Origin of the sequence: Pasteurella multocida (assembly GCF_900187275.1) — a bacterium.
Taxonomy (GTDB): domain Bacteria; phylum Pseudomonadota; class Gammaproteobacteria; order Enterobacterales; family Pasteurellaceae; genus Pasteurella; species Pasteurella multocida.
Genome location: NZ_LT906458.1, coordinates 1,218,473 through 1,238,165, shown reverse-complemented (window position 1 = coordinate 1,238,165; position 19,693 = coordinate 1,218,473). Strand labels below are relative to the sequence as shown.

Below are 19,693 nucleotides of genomic sequence, written 5' to 3'. Positions count from 1 at the left end.
TATGAGTTATGTAGACAGTTTTCCTCTATCTGACGGTAAGAATAATTTAGGTTATATCAGTATAGTTATCAGAGATTGTATTTCTATTAATAATGTTTTTTTGTATATTTTTAATACAATCAATAATAAAAAGCCATTATTAATTTGTCAAATTTTGAACAGTATCTTTATTTATAAATCAAGAAAAAGAGATTATTTCGAATAATCCCTTGCCCCAAAAATTGCTGTCCCAATTCTTACCATTGTTGAACCACATTGAATGGCGCTCGCCATATCATCAGTCATCCCCATTGAAAGCGTATCAATTTTTGCATTGGGTAAAGCTTGTTTGAGTTGTTCAAATAAGCTGTGCATTTGGGTGAATGCTTGTTCTTGTGTGGCAAGATCGTCGGTGGGGGCGGGGATAGCCATTAAGCCGCGGAGGCATAAGTGCGGTAGGTTTTGGATCTGTTTTGCTAGATCAAGCATTTCGTTGGGTTGAATGCCAGATTTGCTGTCTTCATCGCTGATGTTAATTTGGATTAATACATTCAGTGGTTTTTTATAATGTGGGCGCTGCTCGTTGAGGCGGTCGGCGATTTTTTTGCGGTCGAGCGTTTGCATCCAGTCAAAATGTTCTGCCACTAATTTGGTTTTATTTGATTGAAGCGGACCGATGAAATGCCATTCAAGAGGGATATTTTTTTGGGCAAAATACTGGATTTTTTCCACGCCTTCTTGTACATAGTTTTCGCCAAACGCGGTTTGTCCGGCTTGATAGGCTTGATAGATATCTTCAACGGGTTTGGTTTTTAAAACAGCGAGTAATTTGACCGCACTTTCTGGGCGCTTGGCTTGTTGGACCGCGTGCTGAATATTTTGTTGAATTTGTGCTAAATTTTGTTCGATTGTCATCGGGCGCATCCTGCATCTTAATAGGGAAAATTGAGGCAAAATAAAATTTTGTGGCGATATATTACAAGATGTTAGTGCTTTTTAAAAATTTATCCCGTTTTTTCATTTTCTGTTTGACAACCTAAATAAATTTCGGTATTTCTTACACACTGTTTTTTAATTTTGATTGAAAAGATGAATAAACGCACTGTGATTACTATGATTATGACCACCACTATTATTACCAATAGTGTGCGGGTTAGTGCGTAACAAAAAGATCGAATTCCACAAAACCCGTACTGAATAAAAAGTGCGGGTTTTTTTATGAAAATTTTTATTCTATTTTTAAAATTCACAACATCGAGGAGATTTTATTATGCGTGTATTAAAATTCGGGGGGACGTCTTTAGCCAATCCAGCGCGTTTTTCGCAGGCGGCACAGCTTATCGAAAAAGCCCATTTTGAAGAACAAGCCGCTGGCGTGTTATCAGCCCCTGCAAAAATTACCAACCATCTTGTCGCCCTTTCTGAAAAAGCCAGTTTAAATCAACCTACCGATGCCAATTTCAATGAAGCCATTGAGATTTTTTATCACATTATTCATGGTTTACACGCAGAAAATAATCGTTTTGATCTAGAAGGGACAAAAGCTTTAATTGATACCGAGTTTGCACAAATCAGCCAGTTGTTGGAAGAAATTCGTCAACAAGGTTTTGTGTCGGATGCGGTTAAAGCCACGATTGATTGTCGTGGTGAAAAACTGTCTATTGCGATGATGAAGGCATGGTTTGAAGCTCGCGGTTATGACGTGACTGTGATTGATCCTGTCGAAAAATTATTAGCACACGGGAGCTATTTAGAGTCTTCAGTGGATATTGAAGAATCGACAAAACGCGTTGATGCCAAGTCAATTCCAACCAAAAATGTGGTGTTAATGGCAGGCTTTACCGCAGGCAATGAAAAAGGTGAGCTCGTTTTACTCGGGCGTAATGGTTCCGATTATTCTGCTGCTTGTTTAGCCGCTTGTTTGGGCGCAAGTGCTTGTGAAATTTGGACCGATGTAGATGGGGTCTTTACCTGTGATCCGCGTTTGGTACCAGATGCTCGCTTATTGCCAAGCTTGTCTTATCGCGAAGCGATGGAATTGTCTTATTTCGGTGCAAAAGTGATTCATCCACGCACGATTGGACCATTAGTGCAAACTAACATTCCTTGCTTAATTAAAAATACGGGCAATCCTTCTGCACCGGGTTCGATTATTGATGGCAACATTCAATCTGAACAGTTGCAAGTAAAAGGGATTACTAATCTAGATAATGTGGCGATGTTTAACGTGTCTGGTCCTGGGATGCAAGGTATGGTAGGTATGGCGTCACGTGTTTTCTCTGCCATGTCAAATGCAGGCGTTTCAGTGATTTTAATTACGCAATCTTCCTCAGAATACAGTATAAGTTTCTGTGTACCAGCCAAATCAGTTGAGGTGGCAAAACAGGCGTTAGAGAAAGAATTTGAGCAAGAACTAAAAGCCAATGATCTTGAGCCAATTGATGTGATTCGTGACTTATCCATTATTTCGGTGGTGGGTGATGGCATGAAGCAAGCCAAAGGGATTGCCGCACGTTTCTTCTCTGCACTTGCCCAAGCGAACATCAGTATTGTTGCTATTGCACAGGGTTCCTCTGAGCGTTCAATTTCTGCCGTGGTTGCACTGAATAAAGCAATTGAAGCCGTGAAAGCCACACACCAAGCTCTCTTTAATAATAAAAAGGTCGTTGATGTTTTTTTAGTTGGGGTAGGGGGTGTCGGTGGTGAGTTGATTGAGCAAATTAAACATCAGAAAAGTTATCTAGCCAAGAAAGATATTGAAATTCGGGTGTGTGCGATTGCCAATTCAAACAAAATGTTATTAAAAGCAGATGGCTTAAATTTAGAAAATTGGCAAGCAGATTTGGAAACCGCGACTCAGCCTTCTGATTTTGATGTGTTACTGTCCTTTATTAAATTGCACCATGTCGTGAATCCGGTATTTGTGGATTGTACGTCAGCGGATTCTGTAGCTGGTTTATATGTGCGTGCACTGGGAGAAGGATTCCATGTTGTGACACCAAATAAAAAAGCCAATACGCGTGAACTTGCGTATTATAATGCACTGCGTGAAAGTGCCCGTAATAACCAACGTAAATTCTTGTATGATACAAACGTTGGCGCAGGGTTACCCGTCATTGAAAACTTGCAGAATTTATTGGCTGCGGGTGATGAAGTCGTCAAGTTTAGTGGCGTACTCTCGGGGTCGTTGTCCTTTATCTTTGGCGAGTTAGAAAACGGACTCACGTTATCTGAAGCGACTGCTCTTGCGCGTGAAAAAGGGTTTACTGAACCTGATCCAAGAGATGATCTTTCTGGACAAGATGTTGCCAGGAAACTGTTGATTTTAGCGCGTGAAACAGGTGCACAATTGGAATTAACAGATATTGAGGTAGAAAGTGTGCTCCCAGCGGGATTTGCTGAAGGGAAGACTACACAGGAATTTATGGCGATGTTGCCACAATTAGACGCAGAATTTAGCCAACGTGTTGCTAACGCGAAAGCAGAAGGGAAAGTATTGCGTTATGTGGGACAAATTGAAAACAACAGTTGTAAAGTCTCTGTGTTGGAAGTCGATGCAGATGATCCATTATATAAAGTAAAAAATGGTGAAAATGCTTTAGCCTTCTATACTCGTTATTATCAACCGATTCCGTTACTTTTACGTGGTTATGGCGCGGGAAATTCCGTAACTGCAGCGGGGATTTTTGCCGATATATTGAGAACGCTACAACATTAATTGGAAATGACATGGAAAATAATATGCTCAGAATTTATGCACCAGCATCCAGTGCAAATTTAAGTGTTGGGTTTGATACCTTGGGGACCGCGGTGTCCCCGATTGATGGTTCTTTGCTGGGAGATGTGGTGCAAATTGAGGCACTGCCTAGCGGATTTGAACTAGAAAGTGCGGGATATTTTGTGCGTAAATTGCCAAAAGAAGCGCAGAAAAATATTGTCTATCAAGCTTATGTGTTATTTAGTGAACGCTTAAAATTGCGTAACATAGCTGTACGCCCATTGCGATTAACGTTAGAAAAAAATATGCCAATTGGTTCTGGCTTGGGGTCGAGTGCGTGTTCTATCGTGGCGGCGTTGGTTGCACTCAATAAGTTTCATGCTGAACCTTTTTCTAAAATGGAACTGTTAGAAATGATGGGCGAACTAGAAGGACGCATTTCGGGCTCAATCCATTATGATAATGTCGCACCTTGTTATTTAGGTGGGGTACAATTGATGGTGCAATCTTTAGGTAATATTTGCCAACAATTGCCTTTTTTTGATGAGTGGTATTGGGTGTTGGCTTATCCCGGTATAGAAGTCTCCACGGCAGAAGCCCGTGCGATTTTACCGAAAAGCTATACGCGTCAAGATGTGATTTCACAAGCGCGTCATTTAGGCAGTTTTGTACATGCGTGTCATACTCGACAAGCGCAGCTTGCTGCGTTAATGATGAAGGACGTGATTGCGGAACCTTATCGTGAAGCCTTGTTACCTAATTTTGCCGACGTGAAACAAGCCACACGAGATTTAGGGGCACTGGCAACGGGGATCTCGGGTTCAGGACCAACAATATTCGCGATTGCGCCTGATTTAGGCACAGCGATGAAGTTATCCACTTATTTAGAAAACCATTATTTACAAAACAATGAAGGGTTTGTGCATATTTGTAAAGTTGATAACCAAGGTGCGAGAGCGCTCGATTAAATGAATAACGGAAAAGCATATGAATTTATACAACATTAAACATCCAGAAGAACAAGTCAATTTTGCACAAGCGGTACGTCAAGGATTAGGCAAAAACCAAGGGTTGTTTTTTCCAGAAACCCTACCGCACTTTGAGGATATAGATGCGCTGTTAGCGTTACCATTGGTGGAGCGTAGCCAGAAGATTTTATCTGCGTTAATTGGTGAGGAAATTTCGCCAACCCAGTTAGCAAAAATGGTAGAAAATGCCTTTACTTTCCCAGCACCTGTAGCAAAAGTGGAAGAAGGTGTTTATGCACTCGAATTATTTCATGGTCCAACCTTAGCCTTCAAAGATTTTGGTGGTCGCTTCATGGCACAAGCCTTAGCCACAGTACGTGGTGAGGGTAAAATTACGATTTTAACGGCAACGTCAGGGGATACTGGAGCGGCGGTTGCTCACGCTTTTTATGGTTTAGAAAACATTGATGTGGTGATTTTATATCCACAAGGCAAAATCAGCCCGCTACAAGAAAAGTTATTCTGTACGCTTGGTGGCAATATTCGTACGATTGCAATCAACGGGGATTTTGATGATTGTCAGGCATTAGTGAAACAAGCGTTTGATGATGCAGAGTTGCGTCAAGCGATTGGCTTAAACTCAGCAAATTCGATCAATATCAGCCGTTTATTAGCGCAGGTTTGTTATTATTTTGAGGCGGTTGCGCAATTACCAAAAGCGGCACGCGATAATCTTGTGGTATCGGTACCAAGTGGTAACTTTGGTAACCTGACCGCAGGCTTAATCGCCAAGTCTTTAGGCTTGCCAATTAAACGTTTTGTGGCGTCAACCAATGTGAATGATACCGTACCGCGTTATTTACGCAGTGGTAATTGGCAACCGCATGACACGGTGGCGACGTTATCCAATGCAATGGATGTGAGTCGTCCAAATAACTGGCCACGGGTTGAAGAGTTATTTAAACGCAATGGTTGGGCGCTATCAGATTTGCATTCTGATGCCGTAAATGACAATGAAACGGAACAAACCTTAAAAGCCATGTATGCCAAAGGGTACTTGTGTGAACCACATGGTGCGGTGGCTTATCGTGTGTTAAAACAAGATTTACAGCCAGGTGAAACCGGCTTATTCCTCTGTACGGCACATCCTGCGAAATTTAAAGAAAGTGTTGAACGTATTTTAGCGCTTGAATTACCTTTACCCGATGCATTAGCAAAACACGCGGCTTTACCGTTGCTTTCGGATATCATGGAAAATGATTTTGCGAAATTACGTGCGTATTTGTTAGCTTAACGTCCTTCGCCCTCTCTGATTTAGAGAGGGCATAGCATATCCAACATCAGATGATGCATCATTTATTTCACGCCAGTACGAGTGGGCTTCGTAGCACAAGGGAAAGCTCGACATGACAACCTTCATTGCTTACGGCAATATCAATGACACTTATCCTCTCGATAGCATTCCCCGTGAATTACTGATTGAGAAATTGCGCCAACCACAATCTAGCAATCAACGTGTGCAGAAACGGCATCGTTGTCGTTGGGTGGCGCATTTTTTGTTATGGCAATTACTGAAAATTTCACAAAAACCGACCGCACTTTTAAAGCACATTGATTATAGCCAGAGTGGTCGCCCTCAGTTACCTGTGCACGATGTCGATTTTAATATTAGCCATTCGGGCGATTGGGTTGCCGTCATTTTGCGTGTCAATACGCAAGGAAACAGTATTGTCGGGATTGATATTGAATCACCGCAGAAAGAACGCGATTATCCAGCGTTGTTGGCTTATTTTGCCTCACCTTCAGAGCAAGCGTGGTTTGCTCAACAGCAAGAGAAAGAAAAGAGTTTTTATTTGTCTTGGTGCTTACGTGAAGCTGTGCTGAAATCACAAGGGGTCGGGATTGTAAAGTTATCGTCTGTCCAACATGATCCCTTGTTACGCCAAATTCAGTCACAACACTGTCCTGCGGGTCAACTCCTCTTTAGTCACCGCTTGCCGTTTTACTTGGCTTTTTTTATTAACCAAACACAGTGCTTAGATGTGCACTATTTTACTTGGCAGAGGGGAATATTAGCGGAAACCACCTTACACGACGCCATTTATTATAAGGTGAATGAAAAAACATGACCGACAAAGCGATAGGACAAAAGTCAGGTAGTAAGCCGTAAAAATGAGACCATTGTGCGTTTTTATTGGCGGCACTTTAAATCATAAAAAATATCCCCATTTAGTAACGAGTTTCGTTAGACTTAATCCAACATTTTGTTTAGACTGTGGGAATTTGTTTAAACAAGTAACAATTTTTTGACAAATGGAGAACGTAATGTCATTGAACGGTTCAGATCAAGATCCTTGGGGCAAACCCGGACAGAAAAAACCTGAGAGTCAGCGTCCTGATAATGAAGGCGGTCAGCCGAATTGGAATGATAACCAGTCAGGTCGTAAGCAAAACAATCAAGAGCAATCACCACCTGATATTGAAGAGATTTTTAATAATCTGCTGAAAAAATTAGGCGGTTCAGGGAATGGCGGTAAACGCAATAACTCGCATTCTGGTGGATCGTTAAATCTTGGTAAATTATTGCCAATTGCAGCGGTGATTGGTGCAATTGTCTGGGGCGTTAGCGGTTTTTATACTGTCAAAGAAGCAGAACGTGGCGTGGTGATGCGTTTTGGTGAATTACACGCTATTGTTCAACCGGGTTTAAACTGGAAACCGACTTTTATTGACCGCGTGATTCCGGTGAACGTTGAGCAAGTGAAAGAGTTAAGAACACAGGGTTCAATGTTAACGCAAGATGAAAACATGGTGAAGGTAGAAATGACGGTGCAGTATCGTGTTCATGATCCAGCCAAGTATTTATTCAGTGTGACTAATGCGGATGATAGTTTAAATCAAGCCACAGACAGTGCATTACGTTATGTGATTGGTCATATGTCAATGGATGATATTTTAACCACGGGGCGTTCAGTGGTGCGTGAAAACACGTGGAAAACTTTAAACACAATTATTGAGCCTTATAATATGGGACTCGAAGTGGTGGACGTGAACTTCCAATCTGCGCGCCCACCAGAAGAAGTGAAAGATGCGTTCGATGATGCGATTAAAGCGCAAGAAGATGAACAGCGTTATATTCGTGAGGCGGAAGCCTATGCACGTGAGCGTGAGCCAATTGCGCGAGGTGATGCACAGCGTATTCTAGAAGAAGCGACTGCCTATAAAGATCGTGTGGTGTTAGATGCCAAAGGGGAAGTGGAACGTTTCGAACGTTTGCTGCCAGAGTTTAAAGCGGCACCGGAGTTATTACGTGAACGTTTGTATATTCAAACCATGGAAAAAGTGATGGCGAATACACCAAAAGTGATGTTGGATGGCAATAGTGGAAACAATTTGACGGTGTTGCCATTAGAGCAAATTTTGAAGGGACAACAAACGAAAGGGAAGTCAACAAATGCGACCTCAGAGGAAGTGCGTCCAGTGTTCCGTGCCGAGACACCAAACGTGATGCCTACACAAACATCAACATCGTCAACACGACAAGAAAATACTCGCCAAGGGAGATTTAACTAATGCGTAAATTTTTAACCCCTGTCATCGTTGTGATTGCTGCAATTTTATATTCCAGCATTGTGATTGTCTCAGAAGGGACCCGTGGCATTATGTTGCGTTTTAGTAAAGTCCATCGTGATGCTGATAATAAAGTGGTGGTGTATAATCCGGGTTTACATTTTAAAATTCCATTTATTGATTCGATCAAAATTTTAGATGCACGTATTCGTACGCTTGATGGTCAAGCGGATCGTTTTGTGACCGTTGAGAAGAAAGATCTACTTGTGGATTCTTATGTCAAATGGCGTATTAGTGATTTTGGTCGTTTTTATACGGCGACAGGTGGTGGCGATTATGCCCAAGCGTCCAATTTATTACGCCGTAAAGTCAATGACCGTTTACGTTCTGAAACGGGGTCGAGAACCATTAAAGACATTGTATCAGGCACACGTGGTGAATTGATGGAGGGTGCGCGTAAAGCATTAAATACGGGACCGGACAGTACAGCAGAATTAGGCATTGAAGTAGTGGATGTGCGTGTCAAACAAATCAACCTGCCTGATGAAGTGTCTTCATCGATTTATCAACGTATGCGTGCAGAACGTGATGCGGTCGCGCGTGAACATCGTTCACAAGGTCGTGAAAAAGCTGCCTTTATTCAAGCCGATGTGGATCGTAAAGTGACCCTTATTCTGGCAAATGCCAATCGTACTGCACAAGAATTGCGAGGTTCAGGTGATGCGACCGCCGCAAAAGTATTTTCTGATGCCTTTTCACAAGAGCCGCAGTTCTATAGTTTTTTAAGAAGTTTAAAAGCCTATGAAAGCAGTTTCGCGAATTCAGATAATATGATGATTTTGAAACCGGACAGTGATTTCTTCCGTTTCATGCAAGCACCGACGAAATAAGCGGGCAAAGAAAAAGGCGTGAGTTTCAACTCACGCCTTTTTTCATGTGGAGGAGATTTAGTCTTCAAGCATGAAGTCTTTTAAGTATTGGAAAATTTCACGGTAAGCTTTAGGCGGTTTATTTTGTGCTTTTTCTTTTTGCGCTGCCCGAACTAGATTACGTAAATGTTGGCGATCCGCATCGGGATGTTGTTCAAGAAATTGCGTGATTGCTTCAGGGGTGTCAATCAAGGTATCACGTAACATTTCGAGCTTATGTAACATCGCTTGTTGCTGTTGATGTTTATTTTCCAGTTTTTCTAAGGCATCTTGGATCGGCTCAACATCGATATTGCGAAGTAATTTGCCGATATATTGTAATTGGCGACGTCTTGCTTCTTTTTGTAAACGTTGTGCAAGTTCAATTGCCTCAAGTAACTTCTCTTCAAGCGGAATCTTTTCTAATTTTGCTTTGGTGAGGTCAACCAGTTTCTCACCGAGTTTTTTTAATGCTTCGGCATCGCGCTTAATTTCGCTTTTACTGACCCAAATGATTTCCTCTTCTTCTTGTTCCCAGTCAGTATTGTCCCACTCAATTTTATTTTTGCCGCGTTTTGCCATACTCTTTCCTTTCATCTCATAAAAACAAGCGAACATTTTAGCATGAAAATCTAAAATAGGATAAAATGCCCAAAATTTGTTTGAAGGAATCAATATGCAAAATACAGAAAAATCGACCGCACTTTTGAAACAACAAGAGCAAACATTGCGTGAAGCAGTGCATTATGCTGTGGATATGGCACAAAAAGCAGGAGCGACTGCAGAAGTGGCGGTCACAAAGGTCAGTGGATTGTCCGTTTCTACCCGTTTACAAGAGATTGAAAATGTCGAATTTACTAACGATGGTGCGTTAGGGATTTCGGTTTATTTAGGAAATCAAAAAGGCAATGCTTCGACGTCGGATTTAAGCCCTGAGGCGATCAAAAACACTGTCGAAGCGGCAATATCCATTGCCAAATATACGTCGCCAGATGAGTGTGCGGGATTGGCGGATTATGACTTAATGGCATTTGATGCGCCTGATTTAGCCCTTTATCATGCAGCGGATATTGATGTGGAAAAGGCGACGGCATTAGCATTGGAAACTGAGCAGGCGGCGTTAAATTATGATAAACGTATTGTCAACAGTGAAGGTGCTGCGTTTAATTCACATACTGGAGTGCGTGTTTATGGAAATACACACGGGATGTTACAAAGTTATTTATCCAGTCGCTATTCGTTATCTTGTTCTGTCATTGCTGGTGTAGAAGATCAGCTAGAACGAGATTATGAATATACGATTTCTCGTGACTTGAATCAGTTAGAAAGTGCGAGTTGGGTAGGAGAGCATTGTGCGAAGAAAACCCTGTCTCGTTTACAACCACAAAAAATGGCAACCCAGCAAGTTCCAGTCATTTTTTTGAATGATGTAGCAACGGGGCTTATTAGTCATTTAACCGCCGCGATTAGTGGGGGGAACTTATACCGTAAATCAAGTTTTCTGTTAGATCATTTAGGGAAGCAAGTGCTACCCGATTGGTTCCACATTAGTGAACAACCTCATTTAATCGGACAACTCGCCTCTTCGCCTTTTGATAGTGAAGGCGTGCGCACTCAATGTCGTGAAATTATTAAGCAAGGCACTTTACAAACTTATTTGTTGACCAGTTATAGTGGGAAAAAATTAGGCATGCGAAGCACGGGACATGCTGGGGGCATTCATAACTGGTTAGTGAAGCCAAATACCACGGGCGGATTGACCACCTTATTACGCCAGATGGGAACCGGATTGCTGGTAACCGATTTAATGGGGCAAGGGGTAAATTTAGTTACTGGTGATTATTCACGTGGTGCAGCTGGTTTCTGGGTAGAAAATGGCGAAATTCAATATCCTGTGGCAGAAATTACTATTGCGGGTCAATTGAAAGAGATGTTACGCAATATCGTTGCCGTTGGTGATGATATTGAACATCGCTCGAATATCCAAACAGGATCAATTTTATTAGAGCATCTCAAAGTGTCTGGAAATTAATTTTTGCAAATGATAATAATTACTATTGACATGAGGTGATAATTTGCTAAGATAGCCACATCTGTTAGAGATAAAGGTGGGAATGATAGAGTAGATCGTTTTCAGTCTGAGTCATACTCCAAACAGGTAGAGTAGAAAGTAAATTCGTTAGGGTATTTATGGGCTGAAGGTTTAAACTTCAGCCTTTTTTTTGTAGAATACGCTTTTATAACCCGATATAAAAGGTAAATTAGAATGAAAAAACATCATGTTGGTATTTTAATCTCGGAACAAGACGTACGTGCACGTATTCAAACGCTTGGTCGTGAAATTACGCAATATTACCAACAAAAAGCAGTCGAGAAAGTCATTGTTGTTGGGCTCTTACGTGGTTCGTTTATGTTTATGGCAGATTTAGTGCGTGAGCTGAATTTACCGGTAGAAATCGAATTTATGACCACCTCTAGTTATGGTTCAGGCATGACGACCAATCACGATGTAAAAATCAGTAAAGATCTGGATGGTGACATTAAAGGTGAGCATGTTTTAATTATCGAAGATATTATCGATACAGGTTACACCTTACAAAAAGTGCGTGAGATTCTGAAATTACGTGAACCTGCCTCGCTGCGCATTTGTACCTTGTTAGATAAGCCGTCACGTAGAGAAGTGGAAGTGCCGGTGGAATGGGTAGGATTTAGTATCCCTGATGAATTTGTGGTGGGTTATGGCATTGATTATGCACAACGTTATCGTAATTTAGGGTATATTGGCCATGTGGTCTTAGAAGAATAACCAATATGCTTGATGGCTTAAAAGGAGAACAAATGTATCTAGAACAGATTAAAGCAGAGTTAAATGAAGCTGCGACAGTATTAAATAAGTTTATTAACGATGAAAATAATATGAAATTAATTCAGCAAGCCGCTTTATTAATTTCAGACAGCTTTAAACAAGGCGGGAAAGTGCTTTCTTGCGGAAATGGGGGGTCACATTGTGACGCCATGCATTTTGCGGAAGAATTAACGGGGCGTTATCGTGAAAATCGACCGGGCTATCCTGCGATTGCGATTTCTGATGTAAGTCATTTAAGTTGTGTCAGTAATGATTTTGGTTATGAATATGTCTTTTCACGTTACGTGGAAGCTGTCGGTCAAAAAGGCGATGTGTTATTTGGCTTATCAACGTCGGGTAATTCAAAAAATATCTTAAATGCCATTAAAGCGGCTAAAGAAAAAGGCATGAAAGTGATTGCGATGACTGGGAAAGACGGTGGACAAATGGCGGGCATTGCGGATATTGAAATTCGTGTGCCACATTTCGGTTATGCGGATCGTATCCAAGAAATCCATATTAAAGTTATTCATATTTTGATGATGTTAATTGAATTTGAAATGGCAAAAACAGAATAAACGAGGTTGGCTCGCATGAAAGTGCGGTCAGTTTTTTCTTTTTTTATGAAGTCCTTGATCAGTGATGGTCGAGGGCTTTTTTCATGCAAGTATTTTTTATCAAAATACATTTGCATAATTATGCAATAAATATTAATATTATTTCAGTTTTCGCAAAAAAGAGATTTTTTCAACCATGGCAATTCGTGTTAAAAATTTAAATTTTTTTTATGGTTCTTCCCAAGCGTTGTTTGACATTAATTTAAGTGCAGAAGAAGGCGACACTGTCGTATTATTGGGACCAAGTGGTGCTGGAAAAAGCACTTTGATTCGTACCCTAAATTTACTCGAAGTGCCTGCATCGGGTGAACTGATTATCGCAAACAGTCAATTTGATTTGTCTGAAGCGAAGACCAATCCAAAACAAATTTGCCGTTTACGTCAAGATGTCGGTATGGTTTTTCAGCAATATCACCTTTGGCCACATTTAACGGTAATTGAAAATTTAATTGAAGCCCCGAAGAAAGTGCTTAAGTTAAGTGACGAACAAGCCAGATCTGAGGCGTTAGAATTATTAAAACGGTTACGTTTAGCACAATTTGCCGATCGTTTTCCGCTTCATTTGTCAGGCGGTCAACAACAACGTGTCGCAATTGCTCGTGCTTTAATGATGAAACCGCAAGTGTTACTGTTTGATGAACCAACGGCTGCCTTAGATCCAGAAATTACCGCACAAGTCGTGGATATTATTAAAGAATTGCAGCAAACGGGCATTACGCAAGTGATTGTGACGCATGAAGTGGGCGTTGCGAAAAAAGTCGCCACAAAAGTGGTGTACATGGAACAAGGTCATATTATTGAAATGGGTGATGCGAGCTGTTTTACCAACCCAAAAACAGAACAATTTAAACAATATTTATCACACTAAAAAATAAGGACACAACATGAAAAAACTACTGTTAACCGCACTTTTAGCCAGCACGGCATTAGCTGCCAATGCAAAAGAGATCACCTTTGCGATGGAACCAAGTTACCCACCTTTTGAGTTAACGAATGAAAAAGGGGAGATTATTGGTTTTGATGTGGATATTGCGAATGCGATCTGTAAAGAGATCCAAGCGACTTGTCATTTTAAAGGACAAGCCTTTGATAGTTTAATTACCGGTTTACGTTCTAAACATTTTGATGCGGCAATCTCTGCGATTGATATTACCGAAGCGCGTGCGAAACAAGTGAGTTTTAGCGATCCTTACTATGACAGCTCTTCTAGCTTTATTTCAGTGAAAGGGAAAGTGGACGATTTAGCCCAAGCGAAAAAAGTGGGTGTGCAAAATGGTACTACTTATCAGCAATATATCGTCGCAGAAGCGAAACAGTATCAACCTGTACCTTATGCCAGTTTACAAAATGCGATTCTTGACTTAAAAAATGGACGTATTGATGTGATTTTTGGTGATACTGCAGTGTTAGTCGATATGCTTGCTAAAGAACAAAGTTTAGCTTTCGTCGGTGACAAAGTGACGAATAAAAAATACTTTGGTAACGGTTTTGGTATTGCAGTCAATAAAGCGAGTAAAGACTTGTTAGATGACCTAAATAAAGGATTAGCCACCATTAAAGCAAATGGTGAATACCAAAAAATTTATGATAAATGGATGACGAAATAATCGATTATGTTTTTTGATTATCTTTCTTTAATGTACACCGCAACCCTAATGACCTTAGGGTTAGCGGTTTGTTCGTTAATTGTTGGTTTAATGTTATCCATTATCTTTGTGGTATTAGAAACCAGCAAGTGGCAATGGATTCGTAAACCAACCTCCGTGTTTGTTACCCTTCTACGTGGCTTACCGGAAATTTTAGTGGTTTTACTGATTTACTTTGGTTCGACCGAAGTCGTGGAAATGCTCACCGGTGAATTTATTCAATTTAGTGCCTTTAGTTGTGGTGTGTTTGCCCTGTCAATTATTTTTGCAGCCTATGCCTCACAGTCTTTGCGGGGAGCCATTCAAGCCATTCCGTTGGGACAATGGGAGTCGGGGGCGGCTTTAGGGTTGAGTCGTGGTTATACCTTTGTACAGATTATTATGCCGCAAGTGTGGCGCCATGCTTTGCCCGGATTGAGTAATCAATGGTTAGTCTTATTGAAAGATACGGCATTGGTTTCGTTAATTGGTGTGGAAGATTTAATGCGTCAAGCCGAGTTAGTGAATACGGTGACTCATCAGCCTTTCACTTGGTATGGCATTGCAGCGTTATTGTATTTGACAATCACCTTAATCAGCCAATTTATTATTCGCAAGTTAGAGTTCCGTTTTACTCGTTTTGAAAGAGGCGTGGAATAATGTTTCAAGACTATTTTATGGTGATTGCACAAGGTATTCCCACCAGTTTGTTATTAACCTTTGTTTCGCTTGTTGTTGCTTTCTTTTTAGCTTTATTACTGACATTTGGCTTGTCTATCGGCAATAAACTAGTCAAGTGCGGTATTCACACTTATTTAACCTTGTTTACGGGCACCCCATTATTAGTGCAATTTTTCTTAATTTATGCCGGTCCTGGTCAGTTTGAATGGTTAGTTGACAGTGCATTGTGGCCATTGTTATCGAATGCGTGGTTTTGTGCGATGCTAACATTGGCGTTAAATAGTGCAGCCTATTCGACGTTACTGTTTCATGGTGCAGTGAAAGCGATTAGCAAAGGACAATGGGAAAGTTGTGCCGCATTGGGTTTAACGCGAATGGAAACATTAAAAATTTTAATTCCTTATGCGCTAAAAAGAGCATTGCCTTCTTATAGCAATGAAATCATTCTCGTGTTTAAAGGTACAGCATTAGCCTCGACGATCACCATTATGGATATTATGGGGTATGCCAGACAGCTATATGGAACAGAATATGATGCGTTAACAATTTACGGGATTGCCGGCATGATTTATTTAATCATTACCGCTATTGCGACCCTACTATTACGTAAATTGGAAAGTAAAGTCCTCTCTTTTGAGCGTCTTGAAGTAGAAAAAGCCTAATTAGCCAAAAGTGCGGTCAGAAAAAAGCGAATTTTTGTGTAAAAAATTCGCTTTCTTTTTAATTGACGATCCAACTTGCAATCCCAATAACCAGTGCAAAGATCAGAAACCAAACAAGATGCAATTTCGCACTTTGTTTATTAATTTCTTGGTTATGTAACCGTCGTTCTTCTAATTTTTGACGGTAAACGGCCAAATCTTCCTCTTTAAATGAAAAGCCACAATTTGGGCAACTGAGTGCGCTTTCGCTGACTTTATGCCGACATTCAGGGCAACGGTGTAATGCCATGTTCTCCTCATCAGTTTCGTTATTATGACGACGCGATATTAACATAAACGTAAAAGTGCGGTCAGTTTTTTAAGCATTTTTTGTTTTATTTTAATGCGCTTTCAAAATAAACATTGGGGTGAAACTGATCGGATCTTGATGAATCTCTACATTGAGATCAAACACCTGTTTTAATAAGTGTTCGGTCATCACCTCGTGTGGCGTGCCTTGGGCAATTAATTCCCCTTGTTTAAGTACAACTAAATAATCACAATAGCGACAAGCTTGGTTCAGATCATGCAAGACCGTAATGACCGTTTTACCTTGTTGCTGTAGGCGTCGCATCATTGACATCAGTTCAGCTTGATGGTTGAGATCGAGATAAGTTGTAGGTTCATCTAATAAGACAATATTGGCATCTTGTGCTAATGTCATCGCTAAAAAAACGCGTTGCTGTTGTCCTCCGGATAAATCAGTAGCGAGTCGTTCTGCGAATGCGTCTGTCTGGGTTATCTGCATTGCTTGTGTTACTATCTTCTCATCTTTTTCACTGAGTTTTCCCCAAAGATTTAAATACGGTGAACGCCCATAAGCTACTAACTCACGCACTTTAATACCTTCTGGTACCAGGTGTTGTTGTGGTAGAAACGCCAAGGTTTTAGCGTAAGACTTGGCCGTGATCTGCCAAATATCTTGCTCTTGATGTTTCACTTGACCTGACTTGGGGTTCAGCAAACGCGCAAGCGCTTTTAATAACGTGGATTTTCCGCAGCCATTCGGTCCAATTAACGCAATGACTTTGTTACTCGGCAAGCGCAAATTGAGATTAGAGACAATGGTTTTATCTTGATACGCCAGTTGTAAATGTTCTACGGTTAAGCTCATTATTTCGTTCTCATTAATAAATAGAAAAAATACGGTGCCCCTAAAATTGCGGTGAGAACCCCTGCGGGAATCTCCACTGGGGGGGCAATAATACGGGCTAAAATATCTGAAATCAGCAGTAAAATTGCTCCTAACAGTAATGCCGCTGGCAATAAGGTTCGATGACGACCGCCGACTAAATGGCGAGCAAAGTGCGGTGCGACTAAGCCGAGAAATGCGATTGGACCACAAATCGCAACCGCGGTGGTGGCAAGCGCTACAGAAAGTAGCAACACGATGATCTGCATTTTGTGAAGGGATACCCCTAAAGTGGCGGCTTTGTTTTCGCCTAATGCTAAGGTATCCAGATCACGACAGAACAGAAAAGCCAAAGGCAGTAGCACAAGCAACCAAGGTAACACCACCAATAAGTAAGACCAACTCCGTCCCCATAGGCTGCCGGTTAACCATAACATCGCGGAGTTAATATCAACTGGATTGGATAGCATTAGATAGTGGCTTGCTGCAGCCCATAAGGCAGACAGCGCGACCCCAATAATCGCCATTTTCAGGGGACGAAAATGTAAACCACAAATAAGCCAAAGTAACAGAAAAGACAAAATGCCACCAATAAAGGCAAAAATAGGTAACCAGTAAAAAGCAAGTCCCGGGAAATAAATCAAGCTAATCACTGCGACTAGCCCTGCCGCGTTGTTGATACCGAGAATATCTGGCGAGGCGAGGGGATTTCTCACCACACTTTGCACTAACACGCCAGAAACTGCTAAGGCACTGCCCATTAAGATCGCGAGCAAGGCACGTGGCAAACGATATTCCATTAACGTAAAGTGATTTGCGTCTTCAGGGTGATGTAAAATCTGCCAAATTTCACTGATAGAGAGATGATAGGTGCCTAGCTGTAAACTTAAACAAAAGAGTATCAACAACAGCAAAAGTGCGGTTGGATAAAAAGGTATTTTAAAGCGTGTAAGTAGTTTGCTATTGGCTGCCATTATCGTTTTCCTCGCGCAAATAAGACAAAAACAGGTGCGCCGACTAAAGCGAGGATCGCGCCCGCAGGGATTTCATTTGGAAACGTGACTGCTCGGGCTAACATGTCTGCGATAAGCATCAGACAACCACCCAATAACATTGACATTGGGAGCATTTTGCGTAAATCGTAACTGATCCAATAACGCGCTAAATGAGGAATTAATAGACCAATAAAGGCCACCGGACCGGCGACACTGACACTAGAGCCAATGATCAGGAGTGCCACAATATTTGTCATCCAACGTAGCTTAAACAGATTAACCCCAAGTGATTGTGCAGATTCATCACTCAGATTGAGTAAATTCAGTTGGCTAGCAAAGAAAGTACAAAAAAGTAGGCTTAACACGAAAAACGGTAAAATGATCCACCATTCTCCCCAACGCGCATGGGCAATTCCACCAGCAAGCCAATTCATGATATTCGCAGCATGATCTTCGGCAATAATAATCACTAATTTTGTTAATGCAGCACAAAATAAAGACACGGCAATCCCTGCCAGAATTACGCGGTTGCGTTCTGCACGTGCATGCCATCCGCCACTAATCAGCATCACTAATAACCAGCTTAATCCTCCACCAATACTGGAAATGAAAGCAATGCTATAACCTGAGAAAAAACTAGGCATGACCGCTGTTGCTGTTACCATCGCTAAGCTTGCACCTGCATTGACACTTAATAACGAAGGCGAGGCTAAAGGATTACGCGTGATAGTTTGTAACAATGCGCCTGCGACGGCCAAATTAGCGCCCATCGCTATGGCAACTAAAGAACGAGGTAAGCGTAAATCGAGGATAGTGATTTGGACTAATTCATCGTCGTGTCCGATGAATGCCTGAAGGGTTTCCCACGCTGAAATCGGGGTTGGGTAGTATAAAAATAAGCTTCCCCACAAAAGCCCAAATAAGATGCCGGTGGGGAAGCTCCAACGTAGAAAGGTTTTCATTATTTGGCGGATTTCGTTACAAAGTCTTGGACTTCTTTAGCCATTACTTCAGCGGCATCAATACCACGTGCTCTTGCCCATAAATTATCATTAGCTAAGATGACTTGACCATTTTTCACCGCAGGGATAATTTTCCATAAGGCTTCATTTTCCCATTTTCTTGCAATACTCTCATCACGATAATGGATTAAGATCATCAGATCAGGCTTTTCTGCCGCCACTTGTTCTAAGCCAACCGAAGCATTAGGTTGGTTATCGGCACGGGCTTTTGGCATTTGATAACCTAGCACTTCCACTAAGCCACCGGCATAGGATTCGCTATTATATAAATTAAATTGGGTTTCACGTGAAACACCGATAATCGCTTTTTTCCCTTTTGGTAACGTTTTGGCGATGTCCGCAATATCCTGCTTATGTTTTGCAATACGCGCTTGCATTTCTTTTGATTTACCTAATAAATCACCGATTTTTTGTGCGGTTTCAAGGTTTTCTTGATAGTTCTCATGGCGAGAATTAAAGACGACTGTCGGCGCGATTTTTTTGAGTTCTTCATAGACGGCAGAATGGCGATTATCATCGGCAATGATCAAATCTGGTTTAAGTGCAGAGATCGCTTCTAAACTCGGTTGAGAACGCGTCCCCACTGATTCCCATGGCTGCACTTTATCGCGTACTTTTTGCAGAATACGGGTTTTATCATTGTCATCTGCGACACCAACAGGGCTGACACCAATTTGTGCAAGTGCATCCACATAAGAATATTCTAAGGCAACAACACGTTTAGGTACGCTATCTAAGGTAAATTCCCCTTTTTGATCTTTGACGGTAACAGCAGAAACGAATTGGCTTGCCATCAATAAAGTCACGGCAAGAGTGGAGGTTAAGACAGTTTTCATGTTGGCTTTCCTTGTTGGAGTGAAAAATAAAAATTTGGCTAATTATACCATTATGCGCAAATGAAAGTAATTATTATTTTTAGTTATATCTGGTAT

General features: G+C 41.3%; 21 protein-coding genes. 14 read left to right on the top strand and 7 right to left on the bottom strand.

What is annotated here, in order from left to right; genetic code table 11:
* Window positions 1–192 precede the first annotated feature (192 nt).
* The gene (locus CKV69_RS05720; RefSeq protein ID WP_038641895.1) at window positions 193–894 is read right to left on the bottom strand and encodes a YggS family pyridoxal phosphate-dependent enzyme; all 702 of its coding nucleotides are present in this window, start codon (window positions 892–894) and stop codon (window positions 193–195) included.
* 174 nt (window positions 895–1,068) lie between these two features.
* Here CKV69_RS05720 and thrL point away from each other — a divergent pair, with 174 nt between their 5' ends.
* From thrL to hflC, 7 genes are all read left to right on the top strand, one after another.
* Window positions 1,069–1,143 carry a thr operon leader peptide gene (gene thrL / locus CKV69_RS10845; RefSeq protein WP_080667568.1) on the top strand — a complete coding sequence of 25 codons (75 nt, stop codon included), beginning with the start codon at window positions 1,069–1,071 and terminating at the stop codon, window positions 1,141–1,143.
* Window positions 1,144–1,249: 106 nt separating this feature from the next.
* Window positions 1,250–3,697 carry a bifunctional aspartate kinase/homoserine dehydrogenase I gene (gene thrA, locus CKV69_RS05710; RefSeq protein ID WP_014326276.1) on the top strand — a complete coding sequence of 816 codons (2,448 nt, stop codon included), beginning with the start codon at window positions 1,250–1,252 and terminating at the stop codon, window positions 3,695–3,697.
* Between the two features lie 23 nt (window positions 3,698–3,720).
* Window positions 3,721–4,665: a homoserine kinase gene (thrB, locus tag CKV69_RS05705; RefSeq protein ID WP_005720165.1), complete on the top strand. Its 945-nt coding sequence runs from the start codon at window positions 3,721–3,723 to the stop codon at window positions 4,663–4,665.
* Window positions 4,666–4,684: 19 nt separating this feature from the next.
* Entirely contained in the window at window positions 4,685–5,959 is a 1,275-nt protein-coding gene (gene thrC / locus CKV69_RS05700; protein ID WP_014326275.1) for a threonine synthase, read from the top strand.
* 112 nt (window positions 5,960–6,071) lie between these two features.
* The gene (locus CKV69_RS05695) at window positions 6,072–6,794 is read left to right on the top strand and encodes a 4'-phosphopantetheinyl transferase family protein (RefSeq protein WP_014326274.1); all 723 of its coding nucleotides are present in this window, start codon (window positions 6,072–6,074) and stop codon (window positions 6,792–6,794) included.
* A gap of 196 nt (window positions 6,795–6,990) precedes the next feature.
* Window positions 6,991–8,238 (top strand): FtsH protease activity modulator HflK, encoded by a 1,248-nt coding sequence (gene hflK / locus CKV69_RS05690; RefSeq protein ID WP_014326273.1) that lies wholly within the window; start codon window positions 6,991–6,993, stop codon window positions 8,236–8,238.
* Window positions 8,238–9,125 carry a protease modulator HflC gene (gene hflC / locus CKV69_RS05685; protein WP_005720174.1) on the top strand — a complete coding sequence of 296 codons (888 nt, stop codon included), beginning with the start codon at window positions 8,238–8,240 and terminating at the stop codon, window positions 9,123–9,125. Before hflK ends, hflC begins: the two co-directional genes overlap by 1 nt.
* Before the next feature lie 57 nt (window positions 9,126–9,182).
* On the opposite strand, the gene yjgA is transcribed toward hflC, so the two are convergent.
* Window positions 9,183–9,725, bottom strand: coding sequence for a ribosome biogenesis factor YjgA (gene yjgA, locus CKV69_RS05680; RefSeq protein ID WP_014326272.1), 543 nt, complete (start codon window positions 9,723–9,725; stop codon window positions 9,183–9,185).
* Between the two features lie 94 nt (window positions 9,726–9,819).
* Here yjgA and pmbA point away from each other — a divergent pair, with 94 nt between their 5' ends.
* The 7 genes from pmbA to artM all read left to right on the top strand — a co-directional run bounded on the left by pmbA (window position 9,820) and on the right by artM (window position 15,573).
* Window positions 9,820–11,175, top strand: coding sequence for a metalloprotease PmbA (gene pmbA / locus CKV69_RS05675; RefSeq protein ID WP_014326271.1), 1,356 nt, complete (start codon window positions 9,820–9,822; stop codon window positions 11,173–11,175).
* Window positions 11,176–11,409: 234 nt separating this feature from the next.
* Window positions 11,410–11,949: a hypoxanthine phosphoribosyltransferase gene (gene hpt / locus CKV69_RS05670; protein WP_005722716.1), complete on the top strand. Its 540-nt coding sequence runs from the start codon at window positions 11,410–11,412 to the stop codon at window positions 11,947–11,949.
* A 32-nt stretch (window positions 11,950–11,981) separates the two neighbouring features.
* Complete coding sequence (gene lpcA, locus CKV69_RS05665) at window positions 11,982–12,566, top strand: D-sedoheptulose 7-phosphate isomerase (protein ID WP_005720180.1); 585 nt, start codon at window positions 11,982–11,984, stop codon at window positions 12,564–12,566.
* Between the two features lie 175 nt (window positions 12,567–12,741).
* On the top strand, window positions 12,742–13,473 hold the full coding sequence (artP, locus tag CKV69_RS05660) for an arginine ABC transporter ATP-binding protein ArtP (RefSeq protein ID WP_005755926.1): 732 nt from the start codon (window positions 12,742–12,744) through the stop codon (window positions 13,471–13,473).
* Window positions 13,474–13,489: 16 nt separating this feature from the next.
* A complete protein-coding gene (locus CKV69_RS05655) occupies window positions 13,490–14,212 on the top strand; it encodes a lysine/arginine/ornithine ABC transporter substrate-binding protein (protein ID WP_005722718.1) in 723 nt (240 codons plus the stop codon).
* 6 nt (window positions 14,213–14,218) lie between these two features.
* Entirely contained in the window at window positions 14,219–14,890 is a 672-nt protein-coding gene (artQ, locus tag CKV69_RS05650) for an arginine ABC transporter permease ArtQ (RefSeq protein WP_014326269.1), read from the top strand.
* Window positions 14,890–15,573, top strand: a complete 684-nt coding sequence (gene artM / locus CKV69_RS05645; RefSeq protein WP_005722723.1) for an arginine ABC transporter permease ArtM — start codon at window positions 14,890–14,892, stop codon at window positions 15,571–15,573. The genes artQ and artM overlap by 1 nt, the downstream gene beginning before the upstream one ends.
* 58 nt (window positions 15,574–15,631) lie before the next feature.
* On the opposite strand, the gene CKV69_RS05640 is transcribed toward artM, so the two are convergent.
* The 5 genes from CKV69_RS05640 to CKV69_RS05620 form a co-directional block, all read right to left on the bottom strand.
* Window positions 15,632–15,862 carry a zinc ribbon domain-containing protein gene (locus CKV69_RS05640; RefSeq protein WP_005720191.1) on the bottom strand — a complete coding sequence of 77 codons (231 nt, stop codon included), beginning with the start codon at window positions 15,860–15,862 and terminating at the stop codon, window positions 15,632–15,634.
* A gap of 90 nt (window positions 15,863–15,952) precedes the next feature.
* A complete protein-coding gene (gene fecE / locus CKV69_RS05635) occupies window positions 15,953–16,726 on the bottom strand; it encodes a Fe(3+) dicitrate ABC transporter ATP-binding protein FecE (protein WP_014326268.1) in 774 nt (257 codons plus the stop codon).
* On the bottom strand, window positions 16,726–17,718 hold the full coding sequence (gene fecD, locus CKV69_RS05630) for a Fe(3+) dicitrate ABC transporter permease subunit FecD (RefSeq protein ID WP_014326267.1): 993 nt from the start codon (window positions 17,716–17,718) through the stop codon (window positions 16,726–16,728). Before fecD ends, fecE begins: the two co-directional genes overlap by 1 nt.
* A complete protein-coding gene (fecC, locus tag CKV69_RS05625) occupies window positions 17,718–18,701 on the bottom strand; it encodes an iron-dicitrate ABC transporter permease FecC (protein ID WP_014326266.1) in 984 nt (327 codons plus the stop codon). Before fecC ends, fecD begins: the two co-directional genes overlap by 1 nt.
* Entirely contained in the window at window positions 18,701–19,597 is an 897-nt protein-coding gene (locus CKV69_RS05620) for a Fe(3+) dicitrate ABC transporter substrate-binding protein FecB (RefSeq protein WP_005720199.1), read from the bottom strand. Before CKV69_RS05620 ends, fecC begins: the two co-directional genes overlap by 1 nt.
* Window positions 19,598–19,693: the final 96 nt, after the last annotated feature.